Source organism: Bradyrhizobium sp. TM233 (assembly GCF_036247965.1).
Lineage (GTDB): Bacteria > Pseudomonadota > Alphaproteobacteria > Rhizobiales > Xanthobacteraceae > Bradyrhizobium > Bradyrhizobium ottawaense.
The window spans coordinates 1-620 of sequence record NZ_BTIG01000069.1 but is presented as its reverse complement, the minus strand read 5'-3'; the positions used below and the strand labels follow the sequence as shown (position 1 = coordinate 620).

At 62.7% G+C, this 620-nt stretch carries 1 protein-coding gene; it reads left to right on the top strand.

The genetic code is table 11. From position 1 onward, the window contains the following. Positions 1–372 (top strand): FAD-dependent monooxygenase (locus tag AABA86_RS33495; RefSeq protein ID WP_338309780.1); only part of this gene is annotated, 372 nt, incomplete at its 5' end. Positions 373–620: the final 248 nt, after the last annotated feature.

Below are 620 nucleotides of genomic sequence, written 5' to 3'. Positions count from 1 at the left end.
CTGCGCAGCTTCGTCGCCGAGCCGATGCGCTTCGGCAAGCTGTTCCTGTGCGGCGACGCCGCCCACATCGTGCCGCCGACCGGCGCCAAGGGCTTGAACCTGGCTGCCAGCGATGCCCATTATCTGTCGAACGGCTTACGCGAATTCTACGACGAGAAATCCAGCGCCGGCCTCGACGCCTATTCCACCACGGCGCTGGCGCGGGTCTGGAAGGCGGTGCGCTTCTCCTGGTGGATGACCTCGATGCTGCACAAATTCCCCGACACCGGCAGCATCGGCGCCCGCATCCAGCTCGCCGAGCTCGACTACGTCACGCAGTCGCAGGCGGCGATGACGTCGCTGTCGGAGAATTACGTGGGGCTGCCGTTCTAGGGCGGTGAAGTTGGTGCCGTAGCGCGGGTTAGCCCTCCGATTGCGCGAAGCGCAATCGCTTGGCGTAACCCACCTCTTCTGCTTCCGCGGTTACAGACGGTGGTGGGTTACGCCTTCGGCTCACCCACCCTACGGCCTTTGCTTGCGATAACGACACCTCCCATTTCAAACACCCGCGCAAATGCCGTTTAAAACTTTGTAGGCGGTGAAACCGTCATCCACATCGCGTTCAATGGCGGCAGCCACAC